This is a genomic window from Flavobacterium sp. XN-5 (assembly GCF_008033395.2).
Lineage (GTDB): Bacteria > Bacteroidota > Bacteroidia > Flavobacteriales > Flavobacteriaceae > Flavobacterium > Flavobacterium hiemivividum.
Genome location: NZ_VOGZ02000003.1, coordinates 207780 through 233754 on the forward strand (window position 1 = coordinate 207780; position 25975 = coordinate 233754).

The 25975-nt window shown below is 34.7% G+C and carries 23 protein-coding genes and 2 tRNA genes; 11 read left to right on the plus strand and 14 right to left on the minus strand.

Annotated features, from left to right (window positions below):
• Positions 1-76: 76 nt before the first annotated feature.
• Entirely contained in the window at positions 77-538 is a 462-nt protein-coding gene (locus FQU23_RS08135; RefSeq protein WP_147673423.1) for a GNAT family N-acetyltransferase, read from the minus strand.
• A gap of 169 nt (positions 539-707) precedes the next feature.
• Here FQU23_RS08135 and idi point away from each other — a divergent pair, with 169 nt between their 5' ends.
• The 6 genes from idi to FQU23_RS08165 all read left to right on the plus strand — a co-directional run bounded on the left by idi (position 708) and on the right by FQU23_RS08165 (position 3030).
• Positions 708-1235 carry an isopentenyl-diphosphate Delta-isomerase gene (idi, locus tag FQU23_RS08140; RefSeq protein ID WP_147673424.1) on the plus strand — a complete coding sequence of 176 codons (528 nt, stop codon included), beginning with the start codon at positions 708-710 and terminating at the stop codon, positions 1233-1235.
• 30 nt (positions 1236-1265) lie between these two features.
• A complete protein-coding gene (locus FQU23_RS08145) occupies positions 1266-1676 on the plus strand; it encodes a 6-pyruvoyl trahydropterin synthase family protein (RefSeq protein ID WP_147673425.1) in 411 nt (136 codons plus the stop codon).
• The gene (locus FQU23_RS08150) at positions 1676-2134 is read left to right on the plus strand and encodes a peroxiredoxin (RefSeq protein WP_147673426.1); all 459 of its coding nucleotides are present in this window, start codon (positions 1676-1678) and stop codon (positions 2132-2134) included. Before FQU23_RS08145 ends, FQU23_RS08150 begins: the two co-directional genes overlap by 1 nt.
• A 246-nt stretch (positions 2135-2380) precedes the next feature.
• On the plus strand, positions 2381-2647 hold the full coding sequence (locus FQU23_RS08155; protein WP_132110308.1) for a hypothetical protein: 267 nt from the start codon (positions 2381-2383) through the stop codon (positions 2645-2647).
• Between the two features lie 78 nt (positions 2648-2725).
• A tRNA-Thr gene (locus FQU23_RS08160) sits at positions 2726-2799 on the plus strand.
• 157 nt (positions 2800-2956) lie between these two features.
• Positions 2957-3030 (plus strand) — tRNA-Thr (locus tag FQU23_RS08165).
• A 140-nt stretch (positions 3031-3170) separates the two neighbouring features.
• Here the strand turns inward: FQU23_RS08165 and FQU23_RS08170 are convergent.
• From FQU23_RS08170 to FQU23_RS08200, 7 genes are all read right to left on the minus strand, one after another.
• Entirely contained in the window at positions 3171-3890 is a 720-nt protein-coding gene (locus tag FQU23_RS08170) for a DUF4369 domain-containing protein (RefSeq protein WP_147673427.1), read from the minus strand.
• 243 nt (positions 3891-4133) lie between these two features.
• Positions 4134-4412: a DUF2805 domain-containing protein gene (locus FQU23_RS08175; RefSeq protein WP_147673428.1), complete on the minus strand. Its 279-nt coding sequence runs from the start codon at positions 4410-4412 to the stop codon at positions 4134-4136.
• Positions 4413-4524: 112 nt separating this feature from the next.
• Positions 4525-5361, minus strand: a complete 837-nt coding sequence (locus tag FQU23_RS08180; RefSeq protein WP_147673429.1) for a sterol desaturase family protein — start codon at positions 5359-5361, stop codon at positions 4525-4527.
• An 88-nt stretch (positions 5362-5449) separates the two neighbouring features.
• Positions 5450-5803, minus strand: coding sequence for a DoxX family protein (locus FQU23_RS08185; protein ID WP_147673430.1), 354 nt, complete (start codon positions 5801-5803; stop codon positions 5450-5452).
• 90 nt (positions 5804-5893) lie between these two features.
• Positions 5894-6793: an EamA family transporter gene (locus tag FQU23_RS08190; protein ID WP_147673431.1), complete on the minus strand. Its 900-nt coding sequence runs from the start codon at positions 6791-6793 to the stop codon at positions 5894-5896.
• 70 nt (positions 6794-6863) lie between these two features.
• Complete coding sequence (locus FQU23_RS08195) at positions 6864-8030, minus strand: DUF1501 domain-containing protein (protein WP_147673432.1); 1167 nt, start codon at positions 8028-8030, stop codon at positions 6864-6866.
• Positions 8031-8054: 24 nt separating this feature from the next.
• Positions 8055-9428, minus strand: coding sequence for a DUF1800 domain-containing protein (locus tag FQU23_RS08200; RefSeq protein ID WP_147673433.1), 1374 nt, complete (start codon positions 9426-9428; stop codon positions 8055-8057).
• A gap of 144 nt (positions 9429-9572) precedes the next feature.
• On the opposite strand from FQU23_RS08200, the gene FQU23_RS08205 reads away from it, so the two are divergent.
• Positions 9573-11690, plus strand: a complete 2118-nt coding sequence (locus FQU23_RS08205; protein WP_147673434.1) for an outer membrane beta-barrel family protein — start codon at positions 9573-9575, stop codon at positions 11688-11690.
• A gap of 69 nt (positions 11691-11759) precedes the next feature.
• On the opposite strand, the gene FQU23_RS08210 is transcribed toward FQU23_RS08205, so the two are convergent.
• The 4 genes from FQU23_RS08210 to htpG form a co-directional block, all read right to left on the minus strand.
• The gene (locus tag FQU23_RS08210; protein ID WP_147673435.1) at positions 11760-12152 is read right to left on the minus strand and encodes a DUF2721 domain-containing protein; all 393 of its coding nucleotides are present in this window, start codon (positions 12150-12152) and stop codon (positions 11760-11762) included.
• A gap of 96 nt (positions 12153-12248) precedes the next feature.
• Entirely contained in the window at positions 12249-13706 is a 1458-nt protein-coding gene (locus tag FQU23_RS08215; protein WP_147673436.1) for an FAD-dependent oxidoreductase, read from the minus strand.
• Positions 13707-14055: 349 nt separating this feature from the next.
• Entirely contained in the window at positions 14056-14649 is a 594-nt protein-coding gene (locus tag FQU23_RS08220; protein WP_147673437.1) for a hypothetical protein, read from the minus strand.
• A 558-nt stretch (positions 14650-15207) separates the two neighbouring features.
• Positions 15208-17094 carry a molecular chaperone HtpG gene (gene htpG, locus FQU23_RS08225; RefSeq protein WP_147673438.1) on the minus strand — a complete coding sequence of 629 codons (1887 nt, stop codon included), beginning with the start codon at positions 17092-17094 and terminating at the stop codon, positions 15208-15210.
• 182 nt (positions 17095-17276) lie between these two features.
• Between htpG and FQU23_RS08230 the strand changes: the two genes are divergently transcribed.
• From FQU23_RS08230 to FQU23_RS08240, 3 genes are all read left to right on the plus strand, one after another.
• Entirely contained in the window at positions 17277-17753 is a 477-nt protein-coding gene (locus FQU23_RS08230) for a lipocalin family protein (protein ID WP_147673439.1), read from the plus strand.
• Between the two features lie 29 nt (positions 17754-17782).
• Complete coding sequence (locus FQU23_RS08235) at positions 17783-18478, plus strand: OmpA family protein (RefSeq protein WP_147673440.1); 696 nt, start codon at positions 17783-17785, stop codon at positions 18476-18478.
• A gap of 142 nt (positions 18479-18620) precedes the next feature.
• The gene (locus FQU23_RS08240; RefSeq protein WP_147673441.1) at positions 18621-19571 is read left to right on the plus strand and encodes an ABC transporter ATP-binding protein; all 951 of its coding nucleotides are present in this window, start codon (positions 18621-18623) and stop codon (positions 19569-19571) included.
• A 47-nt stretch (positions 19572-19618) separates the two neighbouring features.
• Here FQU23_RS08240 and FQU23_RS08245 read toward each other — a convergent pair whose 3' ends face one another.
• Positions 19619-22030, minus strand: a complete 2412-nt coding sequence (locus FQU23_RS08245) for a prolyl oligopeptidase family serine peptidase (RefSeq protein ID WP_147673442.1) — start codon at positions 22028-22030, stop codon at positions 19619-19621.
• Between the two features lie 241 nt (positions 22031-22271).
• On the opposite strand from FQU23_RS08245, the gene FQU23_RS08250 reads away from it, so the two are divergent.
• Positions 22272-23279, plus strand: coding sequence for a 3-oxoacyl-ACP synthase III family protein (locus tag FQU23_RS08250; RefSeq protein ID WP_147673443.1), 1008 nt, complete (start codon positions 22272-22274; stop codon positions 23277-23279).
• A gap of 95 nt (positions 23280-23374) precedes the next feature.
• On the opposite strand, the gene FQU23_RS08255 is transcribed toward FQU23_RS08250, so the two are convergent.
• Positions 23375-25789 (minus strand): outer membrane beta-barrel family protein, encoded by a 2415-nt coding sequence (locus FQU23_RS08255; RefSeq protein ID WP_147673444.1) that lies wholly within the window; start codon positions 25787-25789, stop codon positions 23375-23377.
• Positions 25790-25975 lie beyond the last annotated feature (186 nt).

Here is a 25975-nt window from a genome sequence, read left to right on the forward strand (position 1 = left end):
GCATGTGTTTTTTTTTGGCTGAAATTCTAATTAAGCTATATGCTTTTCAGTATTGTTTTTATTCGTGAAATAGCTGTTATAATTGAACCCTCATATTTAGCAAGTGTTTTTTAAAACCCACTTTCTCATAAGCTCTTATTGCGGATGGATTGTTGTTATAAACGTCTAATCGAAGTTCTGTAATTTTATGGGAACGACACCATTCTTTTAAGGCTTCAATAACTTTTGCGTTTACCCGCTTTCCTCGATGTTTAGGGTCTGTGTACATAAATCCCAGATAAGCATAGTTGTCATGCTTCAAATAGGTTTTTGCAGTTTCTATTCGAGCATAACCAGAGCCTACAATTTCAGACTCAATTTCGGCAACAACCACTTCTACATCAATTGCCGTAATCATTTTTTCAATATCATAATAAGAAATTGGATCTTCTTTTAATGTGCGGTCAAAAGGACGTTCGGCAGATATAATTCCTTGTTCGAATTCAAGAAGTATGCTTAAGTCCTCGAGTGTGGCTTTGCGAATGTTTATCTGGCTCATTATGATTATGGTTTTAAAATATCAAATGTAGGAAAGAATTTAGCATTTGTTTTCATGGAATGAAGATGAAATGACATGGTATTCTTGTATCTTCAACAATTCGAAACAGAACGTTAAAGGAGTTACTATTGCTTAACTTTTTTGTATTTTTGTGATGCTAAAAATAATTATGATAGAAGAAAATGTAATATTAGTTAATAAGGACGATGAGCAAATTGGATTGATGCCTAAGTTAGAAGCGCATGAAAAAGCTTTGTTGCATCGTGCTTTCTCGGTTTTTGTTTTGAATAGTAATAATGAAATCATGCTGCAACAGCGTGCGCATCATAAATATCACTCGCCATTGTTGTGGACAAACACTTGTTGTAGTCATCAAAGAGAGGGCGAGACTAATATTGAGGCGGGTAGTAGAAGGTTGTTTGAAGAAATGGGTTTTAAAACAGAGCTCAAAGAACTTTTTCATTTTATATACAAAGCTCCATTTGATAATGGTCTAACCGAACATGAACTGGATCATGTTATGATTGGGTATTCCAATGAAAGGCCAGTGATAAATCCAGAGGAAGTAGAGGATTGGAAATGGATGGGGATTGATGCCGTGAAAAATGATATGCAAGTGCATCCTGAACTCTACACGGTTTGGTTTAAAATTATTTTCGACGAATTCTATCATTTCTTAGAAGAACATAAAATTTAAGAAGTAGAATTCTAAATCTAAAATCGCAACATGAGAGTAACTATAAGTAGAAAGGCACATTTTAATGCGGCACATCGATTGTATCGCAAGGATTGGACTTTCGAGAAAAACGATGCTGTTTTTGGAAAATGCAATAACCCGAATTATCACGGGCACAATTATGATTTAATTGTAGGCGTTACTGGCTCGATTGATCCCGAGACTGGTTATGTGATGGATATAAAAATTTTATCGGATATTATAAAAGAAGAAGTAGAGGATCAGTTTGATCATAAAAACCTTAATGTTGATGTTCCTGAATTTGAAAATCTCAATCCCACCGCCGAAAATATTGTAGTGGTGATTTGGAATAAAATAAGAAAGAGGATTAATGCAGAATTTGATTTGGAAGTAGTGCTATATGAAACGCCTCGCAATTTTGTAACTTATAGAGGAGAATAATGGAGTTAGCAATAGGAGACAAAATACCAAATTTTAAAGCGAAAGATACCGATGGAAATGATTTTGATAGTCAAGATTTAGTAGGTCATAAACCCTTGGTGATTTATTTCTATCCAAAAGACAATACTCCGGGATGTACTGCTCAGGCCTGCAGCTTTAGGGATCAATATGAAGATTTTAAAGACCTAGGAGCAGAGGTTATCGGAATTAGTAGTGATAGTGTCGATTCTCATCAAAGGTTTGCTGCGCACTATAAATTGCCGTTTATTCTTTTGTCGGATGGGGATAAAAAAATCAGGAAGCTTTTTGGGGTTCCATCCTATGTTTTTGGATTGATTCCTGGAAGAGTAACCTATGTGGCTGATAAGGAAGGAAAAATAATAATGATTTTTGATAGTATTAAGGCCGGAAATCATATTCCAAAAGCGCTGGAAGCTGTGAAAAAGGGGGACTATTAAAGTACTAATCGATTAGAGATAATTGCTTATCCTTTAGTGTGTAAATGACTATAGATAGAGAATTTCAGATATTGATATAGAATTCTTATTTCGAAAACAAAAAATAAAAATGCAGTTGTGATTACAGCTATGCGAAATGATTAGCTGGCTATTGGAAAAGCTTCTATTTTAGAAATTTACATTTCATAGTCGGTAATAGAAAGATTATATGTACTTTTGCAGACGCAAATTAAAATTAAAAATAAAATGGCAAATATTAAGAATTTAAAAAAAGACATCAACTACGTATTAGGAGATATTATTGAAGCAGTTTACTTGTTTGAAATTTCAACTACAGGAAAAGCGACAACAGAAACTAATAATTTAATTGATGAGGCTATTGCTGCATTTGATACTTTGATCACAAAAGTGAACGCTAAAAAAGTAGAAGATAAAAAAGCACACTTCAAACAAATCAATATTGAATTGGAACAAACTGCAAATCAATTGATTGCTAAAATCAACGAATTGTAGTCGAAAAAAACGATAAAAAAGTACAGATTTATTTTGGAAAACACGAATTCATCTGTATCTTTGCACCCGTAATGAGACGCCAGCGTAGCTCAGTTGGCTAGAGCAGCTGATTTGTAATCAGCAGGTCGTGGGTTCGAGTCCCTCCGCCGGCTCATTGTAAAACCATCTAACTTTGTTAGGTGGTTTTTTTATAAAAAGAGAACAGAGAGCGAATCGTTTTTGATGTCTTTTAATAAAAAATAATTATAAATAGTACTCTTTTTTATTTGGATAATAAAAATTCAGAACTATATTTGCAGCCATAATATTGCCAGCGTAGCTCAGTTGGCTAGAGCAGCTGATTTGTAATCAGCAGGTCGTGGGTTCGAGTCCCTCCGCCGGCTCTTTGTGAAAACCATCTAACTTTTGTTAGGTGGTTTTTTATTTTAGCAGAGGATTCAAGGGTAATTTGATTTATAGATAAAAAAAATAGGCTGCCTTAATTGAAGGAGCCTATTTAATATAAGTTGGAATGCGGAAGGATCTAATTGATTTGTTCTTGAGCTTTAACCGCAGTTACGTATTCTGTTAGTTTCTTCCCGTAAAGAGACTCTGCGACCTTTGGAGTCATTGATTTTTGAATAGTGTCTAGATACTTAAGATTGATGTCGTAGATGTCAGATAAAGTGATGTAAGGCGCTATTTCGTAATCCTTATGATTGATAGCAAAGTTGGTTACATACAAGTACCTTCTTTTTGTGTTAGAATCTTGTCTTGCACTCAGGCTGTCTGCCGCTTTTGTATTCTTTCTTTTAAGAGCATTGAATTTTTGTTCTAATAAAGTTAAGTTGTCATCTCTAAAACGACTGCTTACTTTTTTATATTCTTCGTATAATTCTTGATTTTTTGACCCTGTTATTTTAGCTCCCGAAAGGAAGGAATCTAAGTTTGTTTCAATGTTGATATTTCCAGGTTCAGCAAAAAACAATAAATTATTGTCTAATGAATTGCTAACTCCTCTGTCTAAAAACAGATAAAGCATCTCAGGTGATTTTAAATCGATATTACTCTCAAAAGCAGAGCTGCCGTCGATTGCAATGGTGTCTATTGCTACAAGAGCGCTATCTACAACTCTTTGAATATATAAGGTTCCCTTTTTTAGTCCCTTAATATTTCCAGTAATGTGCAAGTTGGTTTTTGATTCATTTTTAGCACATGATGCCAAAAGCAACAGTGAAACGAATGCAAGGATTGATTTTTTCATTGGTTAAATATTTTGCTGCAAAATAAAGAAAATAGTTGGAAAGATTAGTCGCTACTTTGCGGTAATTTTCTAAAAAAAATCGCAATCTATTTTTATATTGGGATTTATAGCCTGATTCGCGAAAGTGAAAGTGATTTGCATATAAAACAAACTCGGATTGATTGTTCTAAATTTACGCAGCACCAACTAATTTATAATTTTCGTAAAAAAAAAACACTCTGCAGGAGAGTGTTTTTTTATCGGTTAATCCAATTTGTTTTTGATATAGTATTTACCATCCAAGTCTTCATCAAAATCATCGATTTTAACGGGTTTTGGTTTTGGTTTATTTGCAGCAGCTTTCTTTTTCCACATCTCAAATTTCTCTGCCGGCATTTTCTTTTTCATTATTTCCAAAACTTCTTTTTCGACCAGACCAAATTCCTTTTTAATAATTTCAAAAGGGTTTTTTTCCTCTAAGGCCATTGTAACAAGTTTTTCTGTTTGTTCCCAGTTTAATTCTTTGCGGTTACTCTTTTTCATCACTTGAAAATTAATTCAATTTGTTTTTAATGATTAATATAATTGATTCTAAATTAGATAGAACAATATTAATAAAAATATAATTAGTTATAACCATAAAAGCATTTTTTTTTCATGGGGTATAATTCTTTTCTGGTGATCGTTGTTTTTGAAAAGGAATTTTCAATAATTTATTTAGTTTATTATGTTCTTCCATATTCATGTGCGTATCAATTCCATATACAATTTCTTCTTTGGGCAATGTTTTAAATGTTCCAAAAAGACGATCCCAAACTGAGAATATATTTCCGTAATTACTGTCCGTATAAGGCAATTTATAATGATGATGTACTTTGTGCATGTCTGGTGATACAATGAAATAGCTTATAATAGTATCCCACTTTTTTGGCAAGGCAATATTGGCGTGGTTAAATTGAGTTGCAATTACAGATAGCGTTTGATACAGGAATACCATCCACATAGGACTTCCCACGATTACTACTCCCAAAGTTGTGAATGCAAACCGAATAATGCTTTCGCCGGGATGATGTCTGTTAGCAGTTGTGGTGTCTATCCAGGTATCAGTATGGTGGATGATGTGAAACCGCCAGAGGAATTTAGTTTTGTGTTCGATAAGGTGAACCAGATAGGCTCCGATAAGATCCAGTAATAACAAACCAATGAGTATATAAAGCCATAATGGTATTTCAGGAAGCCATTGAAGAATTCCAAAATCATTTTTAATAGTCCAATCAGCAGCTATTAGTAATACGAAAGCAAGTAAGAAATTAACTATAATTGTGGTCAGTGTTAGGAATATATTAATTCCAGCGTGATGCCATTTCTTATAAGTAAAGTTGAAAAGTGGAAATGCATTTTCGATCAACCAAAAAATAGTAATACCACAAACTAGAATCAAACTTCTGTGGGAAGAAGGTATGGTAGAAAAATAAGAAACAATTTCATTCATGATAGTAGGGTATGTATCAAAAATAGTGATTTTTCAGATACGATGACAACCTAATTCATTAATAGTCAAGTCCCTTTTATTAGAAGTCTTAAGTGTACAGATAAGCCCAGTAGATCAACAATAGTTGCATTGGCATTCTCAGTAATAAAGCCCATTTGGGAAGTCCCATTCTTGCTTTTTCGTCTTGGTACATATAGATATGTGTTGGAAAAACTGCTATTAACAGTGCAATAATTCCCCAGGCTGCATATGTGGAAAGCATCGGAATACATAATGATATTCCTAAAATTATTTCGGCAACACCGCTTAGGATATTTAATAATTTAGGATTGGGGAAATAAGGGGGTATAATTTTCTTGTATAGTCGAGGCGATCTAAAATGGTTGAATCCTGCAATGGTATAAATCAAAGCCATTAGGTAAAGATGCCAAGGTAAATTCATAATAAAGGAAATTAAATGGAATTTTGATGCGAATTTACAACTAATTATTCTTTTTGGTGTCGAATTTCATAATTTTATATAAAAACAGAATTATGCTATTTTGCCATTGCTATTAATATTCATTAATATTATAGCTAATAGTATTAAACTTATGCCAAACCATTGGGTTACGGTTACAGTCTCGTTCAAAAGGAAATAGGCCATTGTCACAGAAACAGGTAGCTCAATTGCAGAAACAATACTTCCTAGTCCAATTCCCGTTAATGGAAAGCCGGCAGTCATAAGCATTGGTGGAATAATAGTCCCAAAAAGAGACAATACAATTCCCCACTTTAGAAAAATTTCAAAATTAAATGGGGTTACTTGAGTGATAATAGAAAATGTAAAAACGATTATTGCACCGCCCAACAGCATATATAAGCTGCGTTGAGCAGAAGAAATATTAGTTGCAACACGATTTGCGGTAAACATTGTGGTGGTAAATGAAGCTGCAGCCAAAAAACCCCACATTAGACCGCGCCAGTCCAGTTGAACTTCATTGTTTATTAAGTTAGTCGCTAAAACGGTTCCGAATAAAACAATAGCTACGGAAACTATCTTCTGCGTAGAAGGAAGTTTCTTTTCAAGAATCATTTCGAGTAAAACTCCCATCCATACCGTTTGCATCAATAATACAATTCCAATGGAAACAGGAATGTATTTTACTGCCAAATAATAGAAAAGACTCGTCATTCCTAATGAAGTTCCAGCCAGCATTAGGTGAAATATATTTCGTTTTGAAGCCTTTACAGCTGTATTTTTATTTTTTGTTTTTTGGAATAAGTTGATTAACAGTATCCCTATGATTCCCAACACAAATTGTGAGGTAGTAACTTCGGCAGTTGTATAACCTTCATCATACGCCATCTTTACAAAAGTAGCAAGCATACCGTAACTCGTAGCTCCAAATGCAACTAGAAATACTCCTTTTAAAACCTGATTATTTGACATTCAATATTTTTTTTTGAAGGGCAAAGGTAAGCTTTCAAGTGCAACGCAACTTTAGATAGTGGATGATTTTTTAAAATAGATTTTTTATTAGTGGATTCTTAATGCCAATGGAGCTTGGCGCAAAATTTAACTTATCTTGTAACAAGGTAGCGTACACGCTCCTAAAGTCAATTTGATGTTTTAAATCCCCTTGAACTAAGTCGGATAAATTGGGATTATCACCTATTACTTTTCCTTTATTGCTTCCGCCAATGACAAACATTGGAGCTGCTGTTCCGTGATCTGTGCCATTTCCATTGTCTTTTACTCTTCGTCCAAATTCAGAAAAAACAACAATCGTAACGTTTTGAAGTAGTTTCGCATTTTTCATGTCGGTGTAAAAACTAAATACGGCATCGTTTAACTCGGATAGTTTATTTCTATGAATAGCTAATTGGTTATCATGGGTATCAAAACCATTAAGGGAAGTATAATATACTTTCGAATTCAGATTTCCTTTTATTAATCGGCCTATCCACGCTAGGTTTTTTCCTAATCCTGTCTTCGGATAAGAATTTTCTTGAGTGGCATTTGTTAGCGCTTTCTGGATTTGCTCTGAACCTTCTACCGCTGAATTGGCTATTTTTCTAACAAAATCTAAGACGGGGTTTTCCGATAATGCATTGGGCTCTGTCGTATTATTTTTCACTTTAAATCTTTCAGGATCTTTGATAGTAATGGCATTCGGCACTTCGCCTTTTAAAGACAAGTTGTCAATGTTATCTATATTAATTCCAGCAGTAGGAGTGTGGGTGGCGCATTGCAAATCCAGATAGCGACCCAGCCATCCTTCATTAATATATTCCGTAGAATCAGAAGCGGTTTGCCAAATTTCTTGACTTCTAAAATGGGAGCGATTCGGCTCGGGATAGCCTACGTTTTGAATCACTGCTAAATCGCCGTTTTGTTGCATTTGTGCAAATCCTTTTAGAGCAGGATGAAATGCCATTTCTTTATTTCCAGCGATGACATCATCCTTAGAAAGTGCAATTTTTGGACGCATTTGATAATACAATGGGTCGAGGTAAGGAATAAAAGTGTTTAAGCCGTCGTTACCGCCATTTAGCTGAATAAATAGAACGCATTGCTCGCCTATAATTAGACTTTCTTGTTTGCTAAAAGAGAATAAAAAATCAGGTAATAACAACGATCCTGCAGTAAAAGTACCTGTTAAGGATAAAAAGTTCCTTCTGTTCATAATTAGTGATATTAGGAGTCGTTATTAGATTAATTGAAACTCAGGTTCTTTGATTATTGTATTAAATAATCGTAAAACGGCTTGATCAGCATTGGGTGCATTGGCATCAAAATCATATTTTAAAACGGTTTCAAGATCCTTTTGTATTTCAGGGCTTACGCCAAATAACAAGCGGTCCGTAAGTTCTTTTATGATGGTTTTGTTTGTTCCCTTTTGCCAGTTTAATGATACGATTTTATTTTGAAGAGGCCGGTTTTTCCCATCCATTTTTCTGTTATTGTCTACGCGGCCTTGACAAAAAGCATCGGCTACAGTGTTGCGTTGCAAATAGATTTGTGTAGTCAACCAAGATTTGCCACCTTCCCAGCCTTTCACATTGGGTTGATTGAATAAATCCATACTTTGCTGTTTTAAAAAGTTGGTAATCAACGTCTTTTTTTCATTTTCTAACTGTAATTCAGCTAGCAGCTGTAAGCTGTATTCTAAAGGATTTTTAATTTTTGAACCAGCGGTGTTTTTAAGTGCTTCTTCCGTGAATATTTTTAATAGTAAAGGTTTGAATTCAAAATCAACTTTTCTAAAATAATCACCGTAATACTGCACTAACTCTTCTTTTGGATTGTCGTAAATAAACCATTCTAGTATTTTGCGAGTCATGAGATAAGGAATGTTTTTTTGTTCGAAAATAATATCTACCAAAGCATCCGATTTAAAAACGCCGGTTTTTCCTAAATAGGTTATCGTTGAGTTGTCTTCAAATGCTTTTCGATATTGGGCTCCGTCTTCGCCAAGATTTAGGCCCGCAAGTCCTTTTGCGCCATTTTTTACATCATCTTCAGTGTAGTTTCCTATGCCAAGGGTGAATAATTCCAGTAGTTCCCGGCTGAGATTCTCATTTATCTTCCCTCTTTTGTTATCAGTATTATCAAGATATCGCACCATGGCGTTGCTCTTTAGTATTTCCTTGGTTAGCGTCTTGAAGTTTCCAAAAGCATTTTTACGTACTATTTGGTTGTGTTGAAACATCCAATAATTCACTTTTACTTTCTGAAAAGTAGATACAAAATGATTGTGTAGAAGCAAGGTCATCTTTTCTTGGAGTGGATATTCGGCATCGATAATTCGCTCTATCCACCATTGTTTCATGGCTTCCGAAGTTTGATTTTCTTTTTGTCTAGCTTCTTTTTTTTCCTCTGGAGTAGCATTTTTAAACAGCTGTCGCAATTGCTTTAATTCGGCCACCGTTTTCGGACTGTCATTTAAAAAATCCGGAATGCTTTTATCAAAAGAAACCTTGAAGGAATCCTCTACAAAAGAAGGTATTCCTTTTTGGGAAATTTTGCTATTTTCCTTATTCGAATAACCTAATCGTAGCGACCATAATGCGTTTTGATCCATAATAAATGACTTTTATAAGCTGGGTGTTTATTTAGATGTTCGAAATCTAAAAAGGTTTAATTTCCAATTGATTAAAACTATTTTCAGTAAGAATGTAACAACTAAAGGATAACGTTGACTTATGGAATATCTGATACAAAAAAAATGAAAAAAATATATTTGATTGCTTTGATGGGAATAGGAAGTTTGTCTACGCTTTCTGCTCAAACAACTCCTGAGACTACGCCCGAAAAGACAACAGAATTAAATGAGGTTGCAATTATAAAAACCAAGAAAGTGGTAGAGCAAAAAGCAGATCGCACCATCTTTGATTTTGCGGGCCAAGCCAGTTTGAATACGGGATCCGTTTTAGAAGGAATTAAAAAATTACCTGGTTTAATTGCCTCAGATATTGCTGGAATGATGTATCAAGGAAAACAACTGGACGTTTTTATGGACGGAAGGCCGTTGAATATTTCTACTACGGAGCTGAATGCTTTCCTGGAGGGAATGCCTGCCAATGCTATTGAAAAAATTGAAATTATTACGCAACCAGGTGCTGAATTCCCCGCTACTTCTGGTGGTGCAATTTTGAATATTATCACTAATAAAAACGCAAAGAATTATTTGAGTGCTACGTATACTAACAGTACAAGTTTTACGAATTATGATGACCTACGCTGGAGAATGAACAACAGTCTATTGTTGAGCGCTAAGAATAAGTATTTTGGATGGCAATTAAATGTAGGTCAGAATTATAGAGAAAGTGCTATTTGGACTTCGCTTGAGAAAGAAGAGAACGGTACAAGTACCTTGCTGTCAAGAACAAATGCTGATCGTATAGGGCGAAATAATTTTGTAAAATCGGCATTAACATTTGATATAGGTAAAGACCGTTTGTTATTGAATTATGATATAACTCACAATAATAATGACAGTTATACTCTAGGAAACGGTCCTGGTTTTAGTACTAATGATGCTTCAGTAAGCACTGGCTTGCGCCAAGATGCAGTAGTTACTTATCAGAAAAAATTTGATAATGCGGCTAAAAAATTAGAGTTTAAATTTAATTACAACAACAATAGTAATGATTTTGAACTAAGTCCGATTAATAGTTCGGCTTCGACCTTAGAGAATGGATCAAACCAAAGTTTGTATAATTTTAAATTTGACTATTCGCAGCCCGTTCCGTTATCGGACGAAGGGAAGTTAAGTTTTGGGAGTTTGTATGAAGAATTACTTTTCGATGCAGAAAGTAAGGGAATTACGAATTTAGATTATAAACGAAGAACTGCGGCATCTTATGTAGAACTGCAAACTACATTTGACAAATTTAGTTTTATTGTGGGCGGTCGCGCCGAAGATTACAATATTTCAGGCAAAACAGACACTGCTGAACTAACTGCATTCAAGCAATTCCGCTTTTTTCCAAATGCAAGTGCGCAGTATAATTTTAGTAAATCGGTTAATTTTAATTTGAATTATAATAAAAAGATCACGCTGCCTAGTACATCAGCCTTGAACCCTAATAACACAAATTATCAAAACCCGAACATTGACTACTCTGGTAATCCAAACCTGCAGCCTACTATTTTTGATAATTATGAGGTGAAGTTAAGCGCCTTTGATTATGCTTTTATCAGTTATAATATTAGTTCGGCTAAGAATCAAGTTATCAATAGAGTGACGCTTAATAATGATTTAGTGATTAATAGTAACGAGAATATTCCAGAGATAAAAATTCATAATTTTAACATTGGGATGCCAATTCCTTATATGTTGTTTACCAAAGGGCTGGAAGAAACATTGAAAATGAATGTTAATCCAGATACCATGAACTTTATGTATGTGTATGCGGGTTATCAATACCACCAAATTCCTCAGGTAGACACAAATGGTTTCTGGATATTTAACTTGATGTCGCAACTTGTGCTTCCGCAAAAGATAAAATTCGTAGCTAATTATAGTTATAGTATACCGAAGGGGAATTATTTTTACTTTATTGCGGTAAAGCCATTCAGAAATGCCTTGGATTTAAACTTATCAAAAAAGTTCTTAAAAGACCAACTGACATTGTCAATCTTTGCGGATGATGTGTTGAATACGAGTGAAACTGCATTTAATTCGTATGAAACTCCGTTGTTAATCAGTAATAAAATGGATACGAGGAAATTTGGCTTTAGCTTGAATTATAAGATTCCAACCAAAAATAAATTGGCCAAAGAAAATCCTAACTTATTAAATACAGATAAGAAAGAAGATGCTGGGATTTTGACTCAATAATTGGTTTGACTAGAATAAAAAAGAGCTGTGAAATAGATTTTCACAGCTCTTTTTTGTTTGTTAATTATACTATTTTTGAACCAAATCACTTAAGTGCACTTGTAATGCTTTTACAGATATACTTATTTCCCAAAAAGAAAGCGCTAATGAAACCAGTAGGCTTAATAAGCTAAAGCCAAAAAAGTATAGGCCAGCAATTTGGAAATTAAAGAACAACAGCAGCATTGCAAAAACCGATAGAAATAAGCTGAGTACCCCAAAAAGTTGCATGTATCGAATTAGTGTTAATCGCAGGTTGAGGTTTTTAATTTCGATTAAAATACTCCTATTTTCATTTTCGTCATAGGTTTTCTTTAAGCTTCTAATGATAGTCGCAATAGTAAGAAAACGATTGGTGTACGCTAAAAGTATAAGTGAAGTAGCTGAGAATAATAAGGTTGGAGTTTCTATGTTTAGAATCATCTATTGATTTATTGATAGGGTTGAATAACCAAATTTCGATAATTTTTTTTCGAAAACTGATTTTTTATTCATTTAATCGGTTTTCTACATTCATTGCTATTCCTTCTTTCTCGTTAGGCAGCGTCCTCTGGGTTCGTCGCCTGCATGGAGCACAATCTCAGAATGTAGGAACTGAGCAGCTTCTGCGGAATGTTTCACTTTAATAGCGCTTCGATCTAACATTTCGGATTCAAAGGGATTTAAAACGCTTTCTCTCAATCCAGCTTCACGCCAATTAGATAAAGGTCGGCATTCTCTTGTGATTGCTCGCGCTAGCGCCAGTGCATCCAGTAGTGCTTGATTTGCTCCTTGTCCTTTGAATGGACTCATTGGGTGCGCCGCATCTCCAATCAGCGTTATTTGTTCGTTTTTTTCTAACAGTTCTTTATCGAGTAATTCTCGGTCATACACGGGATAGCCAGAAACTTGTGATTCTAAAGTCGCCGTTAAAATTTGCGGAATGGGATCGTGCCATTGCGTTCTGCGGCAGGCTTCCTCTTTAAGTGCTTTAGAACCCTGAGCACTTAATGCCTTAGCCTGTTCTTCTGACATTGGAAAACTCAATTGCCACATCACCGACTCTGCATCATACGGCATGATGTAGATTCGCTCATTGCCATTGGCAGTTTGAAATACTGTGGCCGAGTCAAGTAAAGGACTTTCAAGACCTTCGAGCGCTGCCAAAGGACAAATTCCTAAAATCACGACACAATCGAGATAACGCAAAGGAGCTGTGTCGTCACCAATAATTAATTTCCGTATTGAACTACGAATTCCGTCAGCACCTACAACCAGATCTGCCTTAGTGTTCTTAATTTCTCCGTTTACTTCGAATGTTAAATTTACAACGTCGTCCTTAGCTTTATGAATATCTATTAATTGGTGTCCCCATTGCACAGCCTCATGTCCGCCGAGCTGTTTCAGCAGTGCTAAACGCAAAGACTGTCGCGCGATATGCACATTGGTGCGCTTGGGAGATTTTTTTTCATCGTTCTGCATCCATTTTCTCATTCCCCATTCTCCAATCACTTTTCCGTCAGTGGTATGAACTAGATGTCTTGTAGAAACCACTCCTTCTTCTAAAGAAAAAATACCTAAACCCTCGATCGCTTTACTCGCTTGTTGTAAAGTAAGTCCGTAGCCTTGAGATCGAGCCTCGAAGCTGCTGTCGCGTTCATATAATGTGAAAGGAATTCCACGGTGTAGGCAAGCTACAGCTAGAGCAGCGCCGCCTATTCCGCCACCAATAATAGCAAGGTGTGGGTAGTTTTCTGTGTCTGCTTCAGGAGGATTTCTGGCAGGAATTAAGCCAGAGCCAGAGCAATTCAAGCAAGAATCTAGATGTGCCTTTGGCTGGACAGGAGTTATGCCTTCACTATTCGAATTTTCAAATTGTTCTAGTGCTTTCTGGTAAAGGAGTCGGACTTTTTTGTTGATTCTCCGGCTTTTTTTACCACGTCCTTTACATTCAGGACAAATAGTCCAGCCAGTGGTTGTGCTTTTTAGCTTTTTCACTTCTTTTTATTTAAATAATAGTTAGGAAGTTCTGGAGTCATTATATCTGTTTTTAGAAATGAAATTAGGCAAAGATAATATCTATTTTAGGAATGGTAGCTTGAATAGGTTTTTGTTTCAACGTTACGGAGTAGAGCGTTTTTTTTAACCTATAAGTCATATAAGTTTTTGTGCTATGTATTTTTATTAAAATTGTTTATTTATGGAAGCGCATCGCGGTTTTGTTTCGCAAAGATTCACAGAGTTTTTTCGTGCCTTAAAATCTTCGAAATTAGGGTTTGCAAATCCGTGATATCGTTTGGGTAAAATATTTTTGATTGAAGTAATTCGCAAGGTTGGGTGGAAGAGCTTAATTTAAGATTTTAAAATCAAAGGCTAATTTTTTAGTATGAATTAAGGTGCGCCAATTGATGAAAAATAAACAAAATAACATTGCAAAACCCAATATAAAACTAGCGATTGACTGCCACGAAAAAATGTTGTCAATAATACTCTGTTGGTTTTCTGCGGCAAATTTCCCTAAGTGCAAAGCGATGGAATCACTAGTGAATTTCCCTACCAAAAAAGGCGGTATGATATAAATGGGCTTTATTTTTGAAATACCCGCACCTAAGAAAAGGGGTGTGGTAGGAAGCGGTAACAAAGAATATGCAAGTACCACTAAAACACCTTTCCATTTATTTTCGTTCATTTTGTCTCCAAGAAACTTAATGTCTTCATTTTTTGATGCTTTTAAATATTTGTCTGCCATTAATGGAGCATACAAAAGAAGAATATACCGACCCAAAACGGATCCTAATACTCCAATGACAATCACGGCCCAAACATTTAGATCAAATAGAATTTGAAAAAACATCATTATTGTAAATGCTGGAGCAAAAGGAAAAGGTACGATGTCAAATAATACCGCACCAAAAAAAACTAATAGATATTGCCACCACATTTGCTTGGAATTTTATTGATAAGTTAATTTAACAAGTAGTGCTAATTTTATATATCTGATCAATGAACTTCAAAATTACAATTAAATTTACTTTGATACTGAAATAGTTTTTGTTTTACAGTGATACAGGGAGGAAGTAGAGCGTTTTTTTTAACATATAAGTCATATAAGTTTTTGTTCTATATATTTTCATTGAAATTGTTTATTTATGAAAGCGCATCTCAGTTTTGTATCGCAAAGATTCTCGGAGGAAACTCTGAGAGACACAGTGTCTTTTTACATTAAAATTCCCGATACTGTGATATAGAAATCCGTCATATCGTTGTAGACTTCTTTTTCTAAATATACTTATAATTAACAAAACGTTCTAATTAGCCCCGATTGCAACGTCATCCTTTTACTTTTTTTCTTTAATAAAGTAAAAGATAAAGTGTCCCGAATCGTCGGGAGCGGGAGGGAGTATGTATGAAGACCAATCATTCTGCTCTAAAAAAAAGACCCGCAAGTTCGTACTCGCAGGTCTTTAGTGCCCATTCCTTTGGCGGGGTTATGCTAATATTACTTTATCATTTCGAAACTTCTCTTAACAAAAGCAGTCAATGCTTCTCCTTTTAATAAGTTTTGAGATAGTTTAGCTAAGTCAAGTGCTTGTTTTACAAGGTGTTCTTGAGCTGGTTTATCAGTAGTGTTTAGAATAGTAGTTGCTAGTGGTGAATTAGTATTTACCACAAGGTTGTACATTTCTGGCATGTTACCCATTCCGAACATTCCACCACCACCAGACTGACTCATTTCTTTCATTCTACGCATGAATTCTGGTTGCGTGATAATAAATGGAGCCGCTTGGCTGTCTAAAGCATCCAGTTGAACGGTGTAAGTTTGCTTTGGAACGATAGTTTCAAGAACTGTTTTTAGACTAGTTTGCTCTTCTTCAGATAATTTAGAAATAGCGTCTTCGTCTTTCTTGATAAGATTATCAATATGGTCTGAATCCACACGTACAAAAGTTAGATCGCTATTATCACCTTCGATTTTTTGAATTAAATGCGAGATAATAGGAGAATCTAATAATAGCACTTCATATCCTTTTTCTTGTGCAATTTCGATGTAAGAGTGCTGTGCATCGTTATTTCCTGCATATAAAACAACTAGTTTTCCGTCTTTGTTTGTTTGTTTCTCTTTAAGGTTTTCTTTTAATTCTTCAAGCGTATAGTATTTGTTGTCCACGGTTGGGTATAATACAAAAGCACCTGCTTTTTCGTAGAATTTATCTTCAGAAAGCATTCCGTATTCTAGAACGATTTTAATGTCATTCCATTTTTTCTCGAAATCTTCACGGTTTTCAGTGAATAGTGATTTCAATTTATCAGCTACTTTACGAGTAATGTAGTTTGAAATTTTCTTAACCGCTGCATCTGCCTGTAATCCAGAACGAGAAACATTTAGAGGAATGTCTGGCGAATCAACAACACCTTTTAGCATCATTAAAAACTCAGGAACAATTCCTTCTACATTGTCAGTTACATAAACCTGATTTTGGTACAACTGAATTTTATCTTTCTGAATTTGTAAGTCGGAACCTAATTTTGGGAAATATAAAATACCGGTTAGGTTAAACGGATAATCTACATTTAAATGAATGTGAAACAAAGGCTCTTCAAATTGCATTGGATACAATTCATGATAGAACTTTTTATAGTCTTCATCAGATAAATCTGTAGGTAATTTTGTCCAAGCTGGATTTGGGTTGTTGATGAAATTATCTACTTCAACTGTTTCTGCTTTGTAATCTTCGGGAGCGTCTTCTGGTTTAGGTAGAGTTTCTGTTTTTGTTCCAAATTTAATTGGAATAGGCATAAACTTATTGTACTTGTTCAGTAATTCTTTGATTTTAGATTCTTCAAGGAATTCTAATGAATCTTCGGCGATATGCAAAATGATTTCGGTACCACGTGAAGTTTTGTCAGCCGGCTCTAAGGTAAACTCAGGACTTCCGTCGCATGTCCAGTGTGCCGCTGGCTCGTCTTTGTATGATTTAGTGATAATCTCCACTTTGGAAGCGACCATAAAGGCAGAGTAGAAACCAAGACCAAAATGGCCAATGATTCCAGAATCTTTAGCAGAGTCTTTGTATTTCTCAAGGAATTCTTCAGCACCAGAAAAAGCTAGTTGGTTGATGTATTTTTCTACTTCGGCAGCAGTCATACCAATTCCTTGATCGATCAAGTGAAGTTTTTTTCCTTCCTTGTCTATTTTTAATTCAATAGTTGGGTTGCCATATTCTACTTTTGCTTCGCCAATATTAGTAAGATGTTTTAATTTTAATGTTGCGTCAGTCCCATTTGAAATCAATTCACGTAAAAATATTTCGTGATCGCTGTATAGGAACTTTTTGATTAAAGGGAAGATGTTTTCTACCGAAACATTAATTTTTCCTGTTGTCATATTTAAATATTTTTTAATGGTTTTACAATCTTAGGTCAATCTTTCAAATAAGATACCAATACTATCCATAGTGACAAATTGTCGTAACTGTTAATTTTGAAACAAATTTCATAAATGTTGCAACTAAAACTCCTGAAATGGATTGTATCTTTGTAGGAGTTTAATTGTAAAACCAAAACAAAATGAAAAAAATATTATTTTTAACAGCAATAACCTTAGTGTTATTTTCGTGTAAATCGACTTCTGCTACGGACACAAAATTAAATAAAGGGTCTCAGGTGGCAATGAAAGGGAACTGGGTAATTAGCTCTGTTTCTTATCCTGGATCAGAATATATTAAAGTGAACTCTTTTGAAATCGCAGATTCGCAATGTTTTGTTGGAAGTAATTGGAAATTAGTTTCTAATAATAACAAGGGAACAATGGCTTTAACAAAAAGTGATTGTGCACCATTTAGTTCACCAATTACTTGGTTTGTAAATAAAAGTGGAGAGTTTGTTTTGAAAGTCTTAGATGCTGATATTAAAGCAAAAAAAGTAAGAGAAGGTTATGTTTTAGCTGTTGAAAATCAAACAGAAACATCGTTTCAATTAGTAGATAAAGGAAATGTTGGAGGTAAAAGCATCAGTGTAGTTTACCAATTTCAAAAAGTAAACTAAAACTAAATAAATTTTAAAAAACAAGAATTATGAAAAAGATTTCTATACTAACATTAGGTTTAATAATGGCAATGGGAACGTTATTTACAAGTTGTGAAGCGTTAAAAAATACAAATAATACACAAAGAGGTGCTGGAATTGGAGCAGCTAGTGGTGCAATAATCGGAGGTATCTTAGGAAATAATGTTGGGAAAGGCGGTAAGGGAGCTATGGGTGCTGTTCTTGGTGGTGTTGTTGGTGGTGTTGCCGGTGGAGTGATCGGTAATAAAATGGACAAACAAGCCAGACAAATTGATGAAGCAATTCCTGGAGCTGAAGTAAAAAGAGTAGGTGAAGGTATTCAATTAGTATTGAATGAAAATGCAGTACGTTTTGATACTAATAAATCATCGTTGACTGCTACTGCAAAAGCGAACTTAGATAAATTAGTTCCAGTATTTGCAGAATATCCTGATACTGATATTACTATTTTTGGATATACAGATAGCACAGGTGCTGCTGCTTATAACTTAAAGCTTTCTAAAGAAAGAGCAGCTTCAGTTAAAAATTACTTAGTAAGTAGAGGGGTAGCTTCTGCTAGATTTAATGTTACTGGTTTAGGTATTGCTGACCCAATTGCTACTAATGCAACTGCTGAAGGAAGAACTCAAAACCGTCGTGTTGAGTTTGCTATTACTGCAAATGATAAAATGCGTGAAGATGCTAAAAAAGAATCAGGAAACTAAAACAAAATTGTTTTAAATATATTGAAAGCCGTTTCGTTTTAACAACGAAACGGCTTTCTTTTTTTCATAAATTTTACTTTCATTAAAATCTTTTTGACAAAGAAATCTATCTTTGCAGTCTCAAAATTTCAGTCCATATAAAATGCTTCAAGTTAAAAACATCACATTCGGTTATACAGAGAAAACCGTTATTCAAAATATAAATTTCACAATTGAAAAAGGCCAGAATATTGCCATAATTGGAGAAAGTGGCTGCGGGAAAAGCACGCTGTTGAAACTGATTTATGGCTTATATGATTTGCAACAAGGGCAGATTTTCTGGAATGAAACAGCGGTTTTAGGGCCAAAATTCAATTTAGTGCCAGGAATGCCTTTTATAAAGTATTTATCTCAGGATTTTGACTTGATGCCTTATACTACAGTTGCTGAAAATGTAGGTAAGTTTCTTTCGAATACTTTTCCGGAGCGGAAAATCGCACGAATAAACGAATTACTAGAAATCGTTGAGATGACTGAATTTGCAAACGTGAAAGCAAAATACTTAAGCGGAGGTCAGCAGCAGCGTGTAGCTTTGGCTCGTGTGCTAGCATTAGAGCCTGAAATTTTATTGCTCGATGAGCCGTTTAGTCATATTGATAATTTTAGGAAAAATGCGCTTCGCCGAAATTTGTTCGCCTATCTAAAATCAAATGGGGTTACTTGTCTTGTTGCGACACACGATAGCACGGATGCGCTTTCGTTTGCTGATGAGACAATTGTGCTTCAACAAGGCCAGTTGGTGGATAAAGCCGCTTCAAATGATTTGTATAGGAATCCTATCAATAAATATGTGGCCTCACTCTTTGGAGAAGTAAATGAGTTGAAATTATCAAATCTAATTTCGATGGAAGACGATGACGAAGACCAAATTATTTTATTATATCCGCATCAATTAAAAGTAGTAGACAACGGAATGTTATTAGCCATCGTGAAACAATCTTATTTTAAAGGAAGTCATTATTTAATTAAAGCTGTTTTTGATAGAAAAGTGATTTTCTTTGAGCACGATGTTCCTTTAGAATTGAATCAAGAGGTAAGTTTAATGATTTCCTAAAAAGCAAAGTCCCGAAGTTTTAAATTTCGGGACTTTGTTTTTTTTAGTTAGTTTTTTAAATGCTTTTCTAAGAATTGATCTTGTTCCCATAATAGGTGTAAGATATTTTCTTTGGCGGCATAACCATGTGATTCCTTAGGTAAGATTACCATTCTTGCCGGTGCTCCTAAACCTTTCAACGCTTGGAAATAACGCTCTGTTTGTAAGGTGAAAGTTCCCGGATTATTATCGGCTTCACCATGTACTAATAACATTGGAGTCTTCATTTTCTTAGCATTCATGAATGGAGACATCGCATTGTAAACTTCAGGTGCTTCCCAGTAATTACGTTGTTCTGACTGGAAACCAAAAGGAGTTAATGTTCTGTTATATGCGCCACTTCTAGCGATACCACAGGCAAAAAGATCAGAATGTGTCAATAAGTTAGCTGTCATAAACGCTCCATATGAATGTCCTCCCACGGCTACTTTTTTTCTATTGATATATCCTAAAGCATCTACAGCATTAATTGCAGCCTCAGCATTATCTACTAATTGTGTAATAAAATTATCGTTTGGCTCAGTAGTTCCTTCACCAATAATTGGGAAAGCAGCATCATCTAAAACTACATATCCTTTAGTTACCCAATATACGAATGAACCATAAGAAGGAAAAGTAAACTCATTTGGGTTTTGATCACTTTGTCCAGCTGAATTTCGGTCTTTGAACTCTGCAGGGTAAGCCCAAATCAATAACGGTAATTTTTCTTTTTTTACTTTGTCATAACCGGCAGGCAAGTATAAAGTTCCCGATAATTCAACACCGTCTTTTCTTTTGTATTTAATTACTTCTTTGTGAACATTTTTAATACTTTCAAAAGGACTTTTAAAAGTGGTGATTGGAGTTAATTGTCCTTTTTTCTTGATGTTTCTAAAGTAATAATTAGGATACTCATTTTTCGATTGTATGCGAACTAGAACTTCTCCTTTTTTATAATCCTCAATAGAAAGTAAATCTTCTTTTTTATCTTTAAATGTTGAAGTATAAAGCCTATTCGTTTTTAAGCTTTTAAGGTTTAACTCATCTATAAATGGAAACTGTCCACTTTTAGTGAAGCCATTTCCTAACAAATAAAGATTGTTGTTCTCCATTGCTAGCACTTGTTTTCCGTAGGCATTTTTAATCGTTTCAAAATTCCCTGGATCAGAGTAGATGTCTTGAGAGTTTCTATCGCTAATTACTTTTGGAGTTTGTGTAGCGTCTGACGGGTTGAATAAATAGGTTTTAGTATTACGAGTGTCGTACCATTGATCGAATGCGATTGCTGTGTTTTCATTCCCCCAAATAATACCGCCATAACGTTGTTTTGTTTTTAGGATAAGGGATGGATTTTTATCGAAAGGAGCTTTCCATTGAGATACTTCGTCTCTATAGTCTACTTTGTTTTCTGGATTTCCTCCATCCAATGCTTCCACATAGTACAATGTCGCAGCTTCGTCGTTTCTCCAGTTCATACTTCTTTTACCGGTGCGGGTAGCCATAAAACCTTTTGGCATGATTTCGAATAAAGGAACTTCGTTAACCACTTTAACTTCTTTTCCATCTTTGTCATAAACAACCGTTTTAGAAGGAAAACGATTTAAAGGTACGATGTATGAAAATGGTTTTTGAATAGTGCTTATCATTAGGTAATTTCCGTCAGGAGAAAAATTCTCCCCAGCATACATATCCGCCGATTTGAATAAAGTTTTAGTTCTGTTGAGGTTTACTTTGTACAATTCAGCAGTTACGATATTCTCAAAATTAGCTTCGTCAGTTTTGTTTTTTAATAAATCCTGATAGGTTCTGTTTTGAGAAATCGATCCACTTGCATTTGAAACAATCGGACCTGTAGGTAGATCTTTCTTATCGTTTAATAAAGCGGCTCTGTTTTTTGGGAGCATTTTCACTAAAATATTTTCGTTGTCGCTATACCAGCTAAATGGATTTCCAAGATTGGCATTAACATTATCTTCTGTTAGCTGAGTCGCTTTCGCGGAAGCGATATCAATAACCCATAGCGCAACGCCAGAATTTGTGGTGTTTGAAAAAGCAATTTTCTTCTCATTAGGGGACCAAGAGATATTAGAAATTTGTGGGTTAGCAGGCAATCCACTAACTTGAATTTCATTTTTATCTTTGATTTTGCGAAGCTTGATGTTGTTAGTGTAGGTAACCGTACTTGAAATGTTAGTTACTGGGTTGATCCTTAAACCACCTAATCGCATTTCATCTTGATTTAAATCGTCTAAAGATTTATAGGTGTTTCTGTAGGTTAACAACATGTACTCCTTTTTTGTATCCATGCTTACAGAGGGTGCTCTCTCGTAGTCTACTAAGTCAAGAATTGACTTGGAGGGTTTTTGATAGCTCAGGTTTTCTTGCGCAAAAGCATTAAGTCCGAAGCATAAAAATAAAATTATATACCCATTTATTTTCATAGTTAATTTGGTTTTAGTTTTTGTAAATTGATTTGAATTATAATTAGACTAAAGTAAATCAAAATAGTTACATGGCTCAAAAAATATTTTTTTTTAATGTTTTAGGATTTAGATATTCTTTAGGTTTGGAAAATTAAAAGTAATTATTAAAATGATAATTAGATAAAAAATCATTTATTTGTGAATTAGAAGTTAAACTATGTTTAAATTTGCTTTCTTATTTTTAATAAAATAGTAATATATGTACCATTCAAAAATAGCTGGATTAGGATATTATGTTCCTTCAAATGTGGTTACTAACGATGATTTGTCAAAACTCATTGATACTAACGACGAGTGGATTCAAGAGCGAACTGGAATTCAAGAAAGGAGACATATTATAAGAGGAGAAGACACAACAACTTCAATGGGAGTTAAAGCTGCCGAAATTGCAATCGAGCGCTCTGGTGTTGCTAAAGAAGATATTGATTTTGTTGTTTTTGCAACATTAAGTCCAGATTATTATTTTCCTGGTCCAGGAGTTTTAGTGCAGCGTGATTTAGGTTTGAGAACTGTAGGTGCATTAGATGTTAGAAATCAGTGTTCAGGATTTATTTATGCCTTGTCTGTTGCTGATCAATATATTAAAACCGGAATGTATAAAAACGTTTTGGTAATTGGTTCCGAAGTACATTCAACTGGATTAGATATGACCACTCGTGGACGCGGTGTATCGGTGATTTTTGGCGATGGAGCTGGAGCTGCTGTTTTAAGCAGAGAAGAAGACTTGACAAAAGGAATTCTTTCTACGCACCTACATTCAGAAGGACAGCACGCTGAAGAACTAGCGCTTATTGCACCAGGTATGGGAGCAAGATGGGTAAGTGATATTATTGCAGATAATGATCCTAATGATGAAAGTTACTTTCCTCATATGAATGGGCAATTTGTATTTAAAAATGCAGTCGTTCGCTTTGCTGAGGTAATTAATGAAGGGCTTGAAGCCAATAATTTATCCGTTTCTAATATAGACATGTTGATTCCGCATCAAGCAAATCTTAGGATTTCACAATTCATACAAAAGAAATTTGGACTGAATGATGACCAAGTTTATAATAATATTCAAAAATACGGAAATACTACAGCCGCTTCTATTCCAATTGCTTTGACTGAGGCTTGGGAAAAAGGTAAGATTAAAAGTGGTGATACTGTTGTTTTAGCCGCTTTTGGAAGTGGTTTTACTTGGGGAAGCGCTATTATTAAGTGGTAAAAATCTTTTAGAAACTACTATTTTTATTTATATCAAAAAACCCGGAGTTGGCATACTCCGGGTTTTTATTTGGTAACAAAATTTAAAACTAATTCTTATAAAAGTCCACCGCCACTTTGGGTTTCGTTCTTATCTCTTTCTTTTCTTTGGATGGCTTTGTTTTTTCCGCTTCCAAATTTATAATTGAATCCTAAATAAACAGATTGACTTTCCCAGTTGAACTGCCCGTTTGATTTGTAGGGTCTGTCTCCGGCAAAAGCAAAATTCATCGAGTTGAAAATATCACTGAAACGTGCGCTGATTGTTCCGCTACCTTTTAAAATATTGTAGCTGCTGCCTATATCCATTTTCCACATAGTAGCTCTGTCAAATTGAAGGCTTTGGTCCCTTCCTTGGTACATACCAAATAATTGAAAACGTAAATCTTTAGTAGCTTTGAAGGTATTGTTGATTCTGGCGTTGAAAGTGGTGGCATTTACTTCGATAAATTCATAAGTGCTAGGTGCTGTTTCTACCGTTCCTTTAACTTTTTTCTGATAAGCATCTAGGCTAATATTAGCGCTCCACCATTTCTCAAAGTCTAAATTACTCGATATTTCAAGGCCGTAAGCATTGTTATTTTCAAAATTAGCAAAGGATAAAACTTGTTTGTTTGGATTTTCAGGATTGGTAAAAATCACTCTTGTGATTTCATCTTCAATTCTTCGGTAAAAAATACCCGAAGTGATAGAACCTATTTTTGTTTTTCTAGTATAATTCAATTCAAATGAGTTGGTGAATTGCGGAATAAGATTTGGATTTCCTTCTGAATCTATAGTAGCGGTGCTCCATTCTCTAATAGGATTTACTTGGCCAATACTTGGCCTGTCTACTCTTCTTGAAAAGCTAAGGTTAAAGGAGTTATTTTCACTTGGATTATAATTTAAAAATGTTGAGGGATAAATACTTAAAATGTCATCTTTAAATTGTCCGTCTGTGGAAGATGCTTGTTTGAATAGTGCTTCAACATTGTATTGTTCTAGACGGGCTCCCGCTTGAAAACTCCATTTTTTCCATTGTTTACCAAGAGTTGCGTAAGCCGAGTAGATTGTTCGGTCATAAGTAAAATCAGAACTGTATGCATTATCTCTAAATAAATTATTAGCTGTAGTCTCATCTCGTGCCTCTAATCCTAACTCTAACTTGGTAGTTTCAGTCAACGGATTTACATAATCAAGATTGATGATAGTGTTTTTACCAAGAGTAGCTACATCATTTGTAAAGGAGTTGATTAGCGATTTATTGTCTCTGTTTAAGTTGGTATAACTTGCGTTTTCGGGATCGTCATTTTCATTGTAATTCGCTTCTAATTCAAGGCTATGACCTTCTTTTTTGAATTTAATTTTATAATCGAAATTGTAGGTTTGAGAATGATTCTTACTATCACTGGTGAAAAGCTGCAACAAGTCAGTAGAAGCATTGCTTACATAGTCCACATCAGTACTTCCATATCCTTTTCCGTTAAAGAAGCTTTGATTGGTGTAAAAAGACAGCGTATTGTTGTCATTGATGTAGTAATCTACTCCAACTTTAGCTAAATGCGAGGTGGTAAGATTATTAAATTGAAACAGTTGCGTGTTTTGTTTGTTTTCTTGTTCGCTTTTTATAAAACCATAATTATTGTTTTTACCGTGCTTTAATCCATAATTTCCATAAAAATTAAATTTTCCATTTCGGTAATTTAAGTCGAATGCTGAATTGATTTTAGGTGTTTTTCCAAAGGTAACTCCGTTGTTGATACTTCCGTTAAGGCCTATTTTGCTGTTTTTGTTCAATACGATATTGATGATACCACTCATTCCTTCTGGATTGTACTTTGCTGACGGATTTGTGATTAATTCGATTTGCTTGATAGAGGAAGATGGAATTTGCTGCAATAACTGGGAAGCGTCAATGTTTGATGGTTTTCCATCAATTAGCACACGAACGTTAGAATTTCCACGTAAACTTATAGCGTTGGTTTGAGGATCAACACTTACTGAGGGAATGTTATTCATTATTTCACTCGCCGTGGCTCCTGCCGAAATTAAATCTTTGCCAACGTTGATGATTTTTCTATCGATTTTCTGTTCAATTGTCGATTTCTCACTAACGACATCAACACCTTTAAGTTCGATAGCATCTTCTTTTAGTGCAAATGTCCCCAAATCTGCGTTCTTTTTGTCAGTAGATAATGTGACCGCTGTTGAAATGGTCTTGTATCCCATAAATTGTATTTCGACAGTGTAATTTTTTAAGTCTAGGTTTTTGATATAAAAAATTCCTTTTTCAGAGGTGATTCCGCCAGTAACAAATTTGTCGCCTTCTTTTACAATAACATTGACATAGGGAAGGGTTTCGTTACTGTTTTTATCGACTACTTTTCCGGTAATACTTCCAGGGTTTTCTAGAAGAGGTGTTTTGACTGAAGTTTGTGCTTGCATCGAAACTAAGGTCCCGAATAGGCATGCTAAGATTAATTTGATTTTCATGATTGATGATTTTTGATTAAAAATTTGATTGATGATGTAAAGGTATAGTATTTATTTTAATATATGCAATACATAGTACTGTTTTATACATGAATTAAAATAGAAAAATTAAGGGGGGTGCTTAATAGACTATCAAGTTTTCAAAATGTTACAGTTTTTATAAAAAAACGTAACATTTTGAGTTTT

Bases quoted from the DNA above. Each gene is read 5' to 3' on its own strand.
- FQU23_RS08170 (WP_147673427.1), bottom strand. From the start codon at position 3,890: ATGAAAAAATCAATCCTTGCATTCGTTTCACTGTTGCTTTTGGCATCA.
- FQU23_RS08200 (WP_147673433.1), bottom strand. From the start codon at position 9,428: ATGGATCAAAACGCATTATGGTCGCTACGATTAGGTTATTCGAATAAG.
- idi (WP_147673424.1), top strand. From the start codon at position 708: ATGATAGAAGAAAATGTAATATTAGTTAATAAGGACGATGAGCAAATT.
- FQU23_RS08180 (WP_147673429.1), bottom strand. From the start codon at position 5,361: ATGAATGAAATTGTTTCTTATTTTTCTACCATACCTTCTTCCCACAGA.
- FQU23_RS08185 (WP_147673430.1), bottom strand. From the start codon at position 5,803: ATGAATTTACCTTGGCATCTTTACCTAATGGCTTTGATTTATACCATT.
- FQU23_RS08190 (WP_147673431.1), bottom strand. From the start codon at position 6,793: ATGTCAAATAATCAGGTTTTAAAAGGAGTATTTCTAGTTGCATTTGGA.
- FQU23_RS08240 (WP_147673441.1), top strand. From the start codon at position 18,621: ATGCTTCAAGTTAAAAACATCACATTCGGTTATACAGAGAAAACCGTT.
- FQU23_RS08145 (WP_147673425.1), top strand. From the start codon at position 1,266: ATGAGAGTAACTATAAGTAGAAAGGCACATTTTAATGCGGCACATCGA.
- FQU23_RS08195 (WP_147673432.1), bottom strand. From the start codon at position 8,030: ATGAACAGAAGGAACTTTTTATCCTTAACAGGTACTTTTACTGCAGGA.
- htpG (WP_147673438.1), bottom strand. From the start codon at position 17,094: ATGACAACAGGAAAAATTAATGTTTCGGTAGAAAACATCTTCCCTTTA.
- FQU23_RS08150 (WP_147673426.1), top strand. From the start codon at position 1,676: ATGGAGTTAGCAATAGGAGACAAAATACCAAATTTTAAAGCGAAAGAT.
- FQU23_RS08255 (WP_147673444.1), bottom strand. From the start codon at position 25,789: ATGAAAATCAAATTAATCTTAGCATGCCTATTCGGGACCTTAGTTTCG.
- FQU23_RS08250 (WP_147673443.1), top strand. From the start codon at position 22,272: ATGTACCATTCAAAAATAGCTGGATTAGGATATTATGTTCCTTCAAAT.
- FQU23_RS08220 (WP_147673437.1), bottom strand. From the start codon at position 14,649: ATGTGGTGGCAATATCTATTAGTTTTTTTTGGTGCGGTATTATTTGAC.
- FQU23_RS08155 (WP_132110308.1), top strand. From the start codon at position 2,381: ATGGCAAATATTAAGAATTTAAAAAAAGACATCAACTACGTATTAGGA.
- FQU23_RS08235 (WP_147673440.1), top strand. From the start codon at position 17,783: ATGAAAAAGATTTCTATACTAACATTAGGTTTAATAATGGCAATGGGA.
- FQU23_RS08210 (WP_147673435.1), bottom strand. From the start codon at position 12,152: ATGATTCTAAACATAGAAACTCCAACCTTATTATTCTCAGCTACTTCA.
- FQU23_RS08205 (WP_147673434.1), top strand. From the start codon at position 9,573: ATGAAAAAAATATATTTGATTGCTTTGATGGGAATAGGAAGTTTGTCT.
- FQU23_RS08135 (WP_147673423.1), bottom strand. From the start codon at position 538: ATGAGCCAGATAAACATTCGCAAAGCCACACTCGAGGACTTAAGCATA.
- FQU23_RS08245 (WP_147673442.1), bottom strand. From the start codon at position 22,030: ATGAAAATAAATGGGTATATAATTTTATTTTTATGCTTCGGACTTAAT.
- FQU23_RS08175 (WP_147673428.1), bottom strand. From the start codon at position 4,412: ATGAAAAAGAGTAACCGCAAAGAATTAAACTGGGAACAAACAGAAAAA.
- FQU23_RS08230 (WP_147673439.1), top strand. From the start codon at position 17,277: ATGAAAAAAATATTATTTTTAACAGCAATAACCTTAGTGTTATTTTCG.